The following is a 6,496-nucleotide window of genomic DNA, read 5'->3' as shown; positions in this document are numbered from 1 at the left end:
AAGAAACTGACCAAATACAAAAACACAGAAAGCTTAAACCCCACAGCTTTAACAAGCTTTGTTTACTAACTTTAGAAAATCCTTTTCGCAACCTATTCATAGCACCGTTGTTTCTTGTAAATCTAACACCTAAATATGGGGCACAAACAGGCAGGCTACAATGGCGAAGCCGCCTGGCTGTTTGTGTCCCAGCCCGCCTGCGGGCGACATAATTTTTTTGTTATGTGCCATCCGATACATCCTTACAAATAGTAGCTCAATAAGCCATCTGAGCTTTCTATATTCAGGATATCCATAATTATCTCTAAATGGTCCCCAAAGTGTTCTTTCGCCTCAGTGTCCTGCATTTGCATGATTTCTAATACTGGCAAAAACGTTTCCATGACCCAAAGTTTTGATGGATTTTGCAAAAGGCCATTAATGAGAGTGTCTAAAATTGAGTCTAACAGTTTAGTTAATCGCTCTTTTTCGTTTGGAACACTACCGGGCAGTTCAGCAAACAACTCGCTATCCTTAAAACTTTTTAACTCGGATAAAGTGGACTGAGTGATGACCAAAGTCTGATCTTGAACTTCTAATAAAGGACTGTATTCCATATTATCCTCTTGGCACATAACGCCCAACTTTGGGGCACAAATACATGGGCTAAAATAACGAGCGAAGCGAGGGAGCCCATGAGTTTGTGTCCCAGCGAACGCAGTGAGTGCCAACAGTTGTTTGTTATGCACTACTCAAGACATCCCGGGTGCTCCATTAGATATTCCAGTGCCCAAGGCTGGATGTTAAAGGGAAAAACATCGTAATGATCGGCTATGTTTGACGCTCTGTATACAACCATTGCTGAGACCAATCCATTGACCATGCCGTTAGAAACGGAAGCATGTTGAGTTCTTGTGTTATGTGCCAAATAATAAGAAAGAAAGGCTTTTTCGTCTTCGCTTAATTGGTGCAGACGCTTCTGATATTTTTTTAGGTTAATACGCCATTTGAGCTTTTTAATAACCCACTTACTTGCTGGTGCCACGATATCGGCAACAATTATTGCAATAGATATTAGCCAAATAACTCCCACCCAAGTCTTCAGTGTCTCTCTTGCTTCTTGTAGACCTAAATCGTTTAATAATTCATTGCTACCGAAGAGGAATATCGAAGACACTACTAATAGGATAAAAGCATGTTTTGTATTGAGTTTTAGCCAATTTGATATGTCACTGAACTGCAAAAAAACCTCCTTGTGCATAACACCCCGCTTAGGGGCAAAAATACGTGGGCTAAAATAACGAGCGAAGCGAGGACGGCCCACGTGTTTTTGTCCCAGCAAGCTCCGCTTGCGTCTACAGCGGTTTGTTATGCGTAATGCTTGTACAACCTAGTTTGAACGTTATTCATATCTGCAAGTGTTGGTTTGGTAATTGAAGCTTCCGCCACGGTCCAAACACTTGTCTATTTCCAGTGCTTGCGAACTAGAATTGAAGAACATTGTTACCAACGTAAACATGACGCCCCAAAATATCAGACCGACAATGAATACTCTAAAGCTTTCTCTGTTAACGTTGGACGAAAACAAACGACATATACGATAACCCGCACCACGACACAATATCTCGACTACAACCTCAGTCATGCAATAGCTTATGAATCTTACTATTGCTAGACCGAATTCTGATACTGCCTCGACAATCATCGTTTAAATCCTTTTACGCATAACGCCCAACTAAGGGGCGATAACACATGGGCTAAAATTAGGAACGAAGTGACGCAGCCCATGTGTTAGCGTCCCAGCGAGCAGCGCGAGCGCCTTTAGTTTTTTGTTAGGTTGCGCTTTTCGCCAATTGCCCACCACACCAACTTTCATAATCAAAAGCCTCTGGGTGATTGATTAAATTTGTCGCTCTTTGTGCCCACAAACGAACCTTATGGTTTTTAGAAGCATAACCTAATTTAATGAATTCTCTAACAGAGGACTCATGTGTGGAATTAAACTTACTTCGAACTGAATCACCTACCATGAAATAGAGTATGTGAAGAAAATAGTCAGCATTTGGACAACTAGCATCTGAAGCATAGCCAATAAAATCGTCTTCGAATCCTACCCAAGCTAAGCTCAAATCCCAATCTTGGCATGGTTCGATTGCGCCTATCGTATATGCCCATTCTTTGACTTCATAACTGCTTGGGTTCCAAGGGTCGTTAAACATAGTGCAACCTAACACCCGCATAACGGGCAAAAACACGTGGGCTACAATTTCAAGCGAAGCACCAGGAGCCCACGTGTTTTTGTCCCCAGCGAGCGCAGCGAGTGTTAATGCGCTTGTTATGTACGTTTTTCAAAAAAGGTCTCGTATGCGGCAGCCTCAATGTCCCCAGAACTTGAGATTAATACGCCTCTTTCGTCATACAACTTGAAGTGTTGCTGTTCTCCACCTAGCTGTGCGCATCCATCTAGACCTAATAAGAATGCATACGCTGTCTCATCTAACATAATTTTGGCAATCTCCCAGAAAGTATCTTCTTGATTGGGAGTTAAGCCCAGTTTTTGAATTAATTCAGAAACAACTGTTTGCTCATTCTTATCTTGATAGGATGAGATTATTGAGTTTATTTCGCTTTTCCAAAGTTTTACAAATTCCTTCGCATTCATTCTCAACTTCCAAGTACATAACACCTAAATATGGGGCACAAACAGGCAGGCTACAATGGCGAAGCCGCCTGCCTGTTTGTGTCCCAGCCCGCTTGCGGGCGACATAATTTTTTTGTTAGGTGACATGCATAATACTACCTTGGATAAACATTACGAATACACCCAACGAAAAGTAAATAATTGGGAGTAAATCCCAGTAGCCGTAATTGCCATAATTTTTGTAACTACGGACTGATTGCCACACTGACAATGTAAATACCAATAAATACGATGCTGCAATAGCGACTATTTTAATGCTAGAAACTGTTGGATTATTAGTGAAGCCTGCCCCAAATGCGAGAAACATTAGACTTATAAATAAGGTTAGAGGCAGCAGGATAATGCCCCCGATTAATAAACTAAAATTCCTTGTCAGCCATGTGATCACTGTGGCACCTAACTTTCAAATATGGGGCGCAGACATGTGTGCAAAAATGGCGAAGCCGCGCACATGTTTGCGTCCCAGCGAGCGACAGCGAGTGCCATGATTTGTTTGTTATGTGCGTTTAAAAACAACAGCATTTTAATTGCGCAAATAGGTAACAAACTTAAGCGTCTGCTTGGCTGCATAAAAGACCATTATTGCTAAAACTACCAGAGAGAGAAAGAAAATAAACGATGTTGGAAAATGATTAAGGATTCTTGCTTTTCTGCTAACAAATTCAATGGAGCTTCCATTTTGCCACATTTCGAAAACTAACTTGGATAACCAGCCCGTACCAATAGTAACTAACCACAATGCCAACGCTGCCAAAAAAGCAATTTCCGTATCACCGTTTTCTTTCTGCATGTTACTCCAGCACATAACTTTCCGATAACGGGCGCAGACATGTGGGGCATAATGGCGCAGCCGCCCCACGTGTATGCGTCCCAGCGAACGTAGTGAGTGAGTTTATTGGGTTGTTATATGCCTTGTTTATTAAACCTGATGACATCTTTGTGTAATCCATAAGACATGCTCAATCCAAGCGTATCGTTAAAATAGAACTGAATATATCCATTATTGAGCCTAGCTTCCCAGTTACTGATATTGTCGTAGCGAGAAAGGTATAGATTTACTTTTTTCTGTCTCCCAAGGTTCCAAGACCTTCCAATGGGATCGTCGTACCAAGCACTTGAAACAATGCCATTCGTTTCATAAATAGCTACTTTGTAAGCTGCATTTGAAACTTTATATTGCCTTTCCTCTTCGGATTCAAAAAAGACAGGGCTGCCGATCTTTTTTAATATAGCCAATCCATCTTCTATTGGAATGCCTAAAGGTACGTGAGGGCTTTTGAGTTTTTTAAACCAGATAATGTCCGTATTCCTTTGGCATATAACACCCCACATAAGGGGCAGTAATACGTGGGCTAAAATCCGAGCGAAGCGACAGAGCCCACGTGTTACTGTCCCAGCGAGCCTGCGAGCGGCTTAATGTGATTGTTATGTGCCATTAGCTCAAAACACCCCAAGATTCGCAAACTCCACCATATTCGGCCACCAGAGAGGTAACATTCTCCTGCGTATCAATTACTAACTTATAAGAGAGAATTTGGTGAATGTTAAATAGAATATAGCCGCTATATTCCCCGTCCGGTTCGTAAATTTCAATTGCACCAGCGAATTGTTTTAACTTTGACACAGCGTCAGGATGAGGAGGCCAGTAATCGAAATCGACGTTGAAATCTATTGTGGTTGGCTTTAGAAAATCGAACCCAGATTCTTCGAGCCTTCTTAAAACGTCACCATCAACATCATCTGGGAAATTCAACTTTGCCTCCTTGGCACATAACATTAAGCTAAGCGGCGCAGTTGCGTGGGGCATAATGGCGAAGCCGCCCCGCGTAAATGCGTCCGAGCGACCGAAGGGAGTGGTCTTTAGCGCTTTGTTAGAAGCAGAGCCATTTCCTTTGGTCTGTTTAAAAACTGTTGAAGCCAGCATACGATTGATTGTTAACGCAGACAAGAAAAACGACTGAGCAGTGATGGTTTTGACCTGACTGAAGCTAGCCGCCATTTAAACTGTCGAACGCATTGGCGCTTGTTGACGTTGAATAATAACTTGGCGATAAAGCGCCTAATGCGCAACCTTTGAATTGAAAGCGGCGGATTTAAACTTACCACAAGCCATAGCGATGCTAATGAAGACAGGTGAGGGGAGTTGCACTGGGATGTGTATTAAGCCAAACGAAGTTTAGGCTGACGCCTTATAACGCCCAACTAAGGGGCGATAACACATGGGCTAAAATTAGGAACGAAGTGACGCAGCCCATGTGTTAGCGTCCCAGCGAGCAGCGCGAGCGCCTTTAGTTTTTTGTTATGTTGCATTTGTTAAAAAGAGTCACAATACTCGAATTTTCCACTACTTGAGCTAGCGATCTTGGTGTAACACCATGGTTATTAACTGTATCTGGATTAGCGCCATAAACCAATAATAGAGAGATAATGTCATTATTATTGTTGGAATGAAAAACAGCTTTATGAAGAGCGCTATTACCGTTTGATTCAAGTAAGTCTGTGTCAGCTCCATTTTCTAGTAAAGCTTTTACAGCAGTATACGATTGTTCCTGTACTGCAAAATGTAGCGCGGACCATCCATTAATATCCTGTGCATTAACGTTAATTCCCTTATCGACTAACTCTTTGATACCTGCTGGATGTTCTGCAATAGGTGAGTCGATGATCAGGTAATGAAGCTTATTCCTTCCGTAAGAATCCACATTTACCCCGCAACATAACACCCCACTAAGGGGCGATAACATATGGGCTAAAATTAGGAACGAAGTGACGCAGCCCATATGTTAGCGTCCCAGCGAGCAGCGCGAGCGCCTTTAGTGTTTTGTTAGAAGTACTTGCCAGATACATCATCAAACCTTTCAGCAAGAACTAAATATTCGTCGGACCAACCGTTTGCCATTGATATTTCTTGTAATGGGCCGGTAGGTAAAAATAAATAATCTAATTTCGCAACCTTCGCTTTACGAGATGCTTTGAGCGATTTTATCGAGTTTCTGATTATTGAGAGTACTTTTACGTTTTCCATGTCTGACCAAATAGAATCTTCAGAATCGTTAAGTAAAGCCTCTATATCTTCGAGTATTGAAACTAGCTTAACGGCGGCTGATGAATCAATTTTTTTGTTAAATATGGAATGCCAAACGTAATTCATACGGTACTTCTAACTTTCCAATACCGGGCGCAGACATGTGGGGCATAATGGCGCAGCCGCCCCGCGTGTATGCGTCCCAGCGAACGTAGTGAGTGAGTTTATTGGGTTGTTATGTTTACTCTTCTAAATGCCAACCAACAATATCACCGACCTCATCATAGACATTAAAAATAACCTCGCAATCACAAAAACCGCCATGTTCATTTAACCAAGGAATTATTTTTTCTGGGTTTAAATTACGGCTAATTAAAAAATCCTTTGTTTCTCTGAGAGTGTGGTCACAATTCGGAGCCTCTTCTCTATTTAGAAACGATAGGAGCTCCTTTAATACTTCAATTGATAACGGTAGTGAAGCTATTAAATTTTCATGTTCATTTTGCTTGAACCGAGCTTTGAGTTTTTTCTTCTGTTCTTTGTCCATAAGCAAATCTCAAAGTAAACATAACTTTCCAATAACGGGCGCAGACATGTGGGGCACAATGGCGAAGCCGCCCCGCGTGTATGCGTCCCAGCGAACGAAGTGAGTGAGTTGATTGGGTTGTTAGGTGCGCTCACGCCAAGACCCCATTTAGCAGCATACTAGGCATAAAAAAGTAAAAAGCCAATAAGCCCGAACTTGTAAATAGAAGTGCGGCTGCACAAAAAGAAGCTTGTACGAAGAAAAC

The 6,496-nt window shown here is 42.0% G+C and carries 11 protein-coding genes; 1 reads left to right on the top strand and 10 read right to left on the bottom strand.

The features are described from left to right. Window positions 1–212, top strand: a 212-nt coding sequence (locus tag MHM87_RS19665) for a hypothetical protein (RefSeq protein WP_239260847.1), incomplete at its 5' end; no start/stop codon positions are given. Window positions 213–242: 30 nt separating this feature from the next. On the opposite strand, the gene MHM87_RS19660 is transcribed toward MHM87_RS19665, so the two are convergent. The 10 genes from MHM87_RS19660 to MHM87_RS19615 form a co-directional block, all read right to left on the bottom strand. Continuing rightward, window positions 243–596 (bottom strand): DUF4844 domain-containing protein, encoded by a 354-nt coding sequence (locus tag MHM87_RS19660; RefSeq protein ID WP_239260845.1) that lies wholly within the window; start codon window positions 594–596, stop codon window positions 243–245. Window positions 597–727: 131 nt separating this feature from the next. Next, on the bottom strand, window positions 728–1,222 hold the full coding sequence (locus tag MHM87_RS19655; protein ID WP_239260843.1) for a super-infection exclusion protein B: 495 nt from the start codon (window positions 1,220–1,222) through the stop codon (window positions 728–730). Between the two features lie 589 nt (window positions 1,223–1,811). Continuing rightward, entirely contained in the window at window positions 1,812–2,198 is a 387-nt protein-coding gene (locus MHM87_RS19650; protein WP_229530277.1) for a hypothetical protein, read from the bottom strand. Between the two features lie 116 nt (window positions 2,199–2,314). Continuing rightward, on the bottom strand, window positions 2,315–2,641 hold the full coding sequence (locus MHM87_RS19645) for a hypothetical protein (RefSeq protein WP_239260841.1): 327 nt from the start codon (window positions 2,639–2,641) through the stop codon (window positions 2,315–2,317). Window positions 2,642–3,203: 562 nt separating this feature from the next. Next, window positions 3,204–3,470, bottom strand: coding sequence for a hypothetical protein (locus MHM87_RS19640; RefSeq protein ID WP_239260839.1), 267 nt, complete (start codon window positions 3,468–3,470; stop codon window positions 3,204–3,206). 113 nt (window positions 3,471–3,583) lie between these two features. Continuing rightward, window positions 3,584–3,916 (bottom strand): hypothetical protein, encoded by a 333-nt coding sequence (locus MHM87_RS19635; RefSeq protein WP_239260837.1) that lies wholly within the window; start codon window positions 3,914–3,916, stop codon window positions 3,584–3,586. A 199-nt stretch (window positions 3,917–4,115) separates the two neighbouring features. Further along, window positions 4,116–4,679, bottom strand: a complete 564-nt coding sequence (locus MHM87_RS19630; RefSeq protein WP_239260835.1) for a ribonuclease E inhibitor RraB — start codon at window positions 4,677–4,679, stop codon at window positions 4,116–4,118. Between the two features lie 289 nt (window positions 4,680–4,968). Further along, window positions 4,969–5,382 (bottom strand): ankyrin repeat domain-containing protein, encoded by a 414-nt coding sequence (locus MHM87_RS19625; RefSeq protein WP_239260833.1) that lies wholly within the window; start codon window positions 5,380–5,382, stop codon window positions 4,969–4,971. Between the two features lie 122 nt (window positions 5,383–5,504). Beyond that, the gene (locus MHM87_RS19620; protein ID WP_239260831.1) at window positions 5,505–5,831 is read right to left on the bottom strand and encodes a hypothetical protein; all 327 of its coding nucleotides are present in this window, start codon (window positions 5,829–5,831) and stop codon (window positions 5,505–5,507) included. 115 nt (window positions 5,832–5,946) lie between these two features. After that, on the bottom strand, window positions 5,947–6,252 hold the full coding sequence (locus MHM87_RS19615; protein WP_239260829.1) for a DUF2695 domain-containing protein: 306 nt from the start codon (window positions 6,250–6,252) through the stop codon (window positions 5,947–5,949). Window positions 6,253–6,496: the final 244 nt, after the last annotated feature.

Origin of the sequence: Alteromonas sp. Cnat3-28, assembly GCF_022348265.1 — a bacterium.
In the GTDB taxonomy this organism is placed as follows: domain Bacteria; phylum Pseudomonadota; class Gammaproteobacteria; order Enterobacterales; family Alteromonadaceae; genus Alteromonas; species Alteromonas macleodii.
Note: the sequence above shows the minus strand (reverse complement) of the source record. Positions and strands in the feature narration are given on the sequence as shown.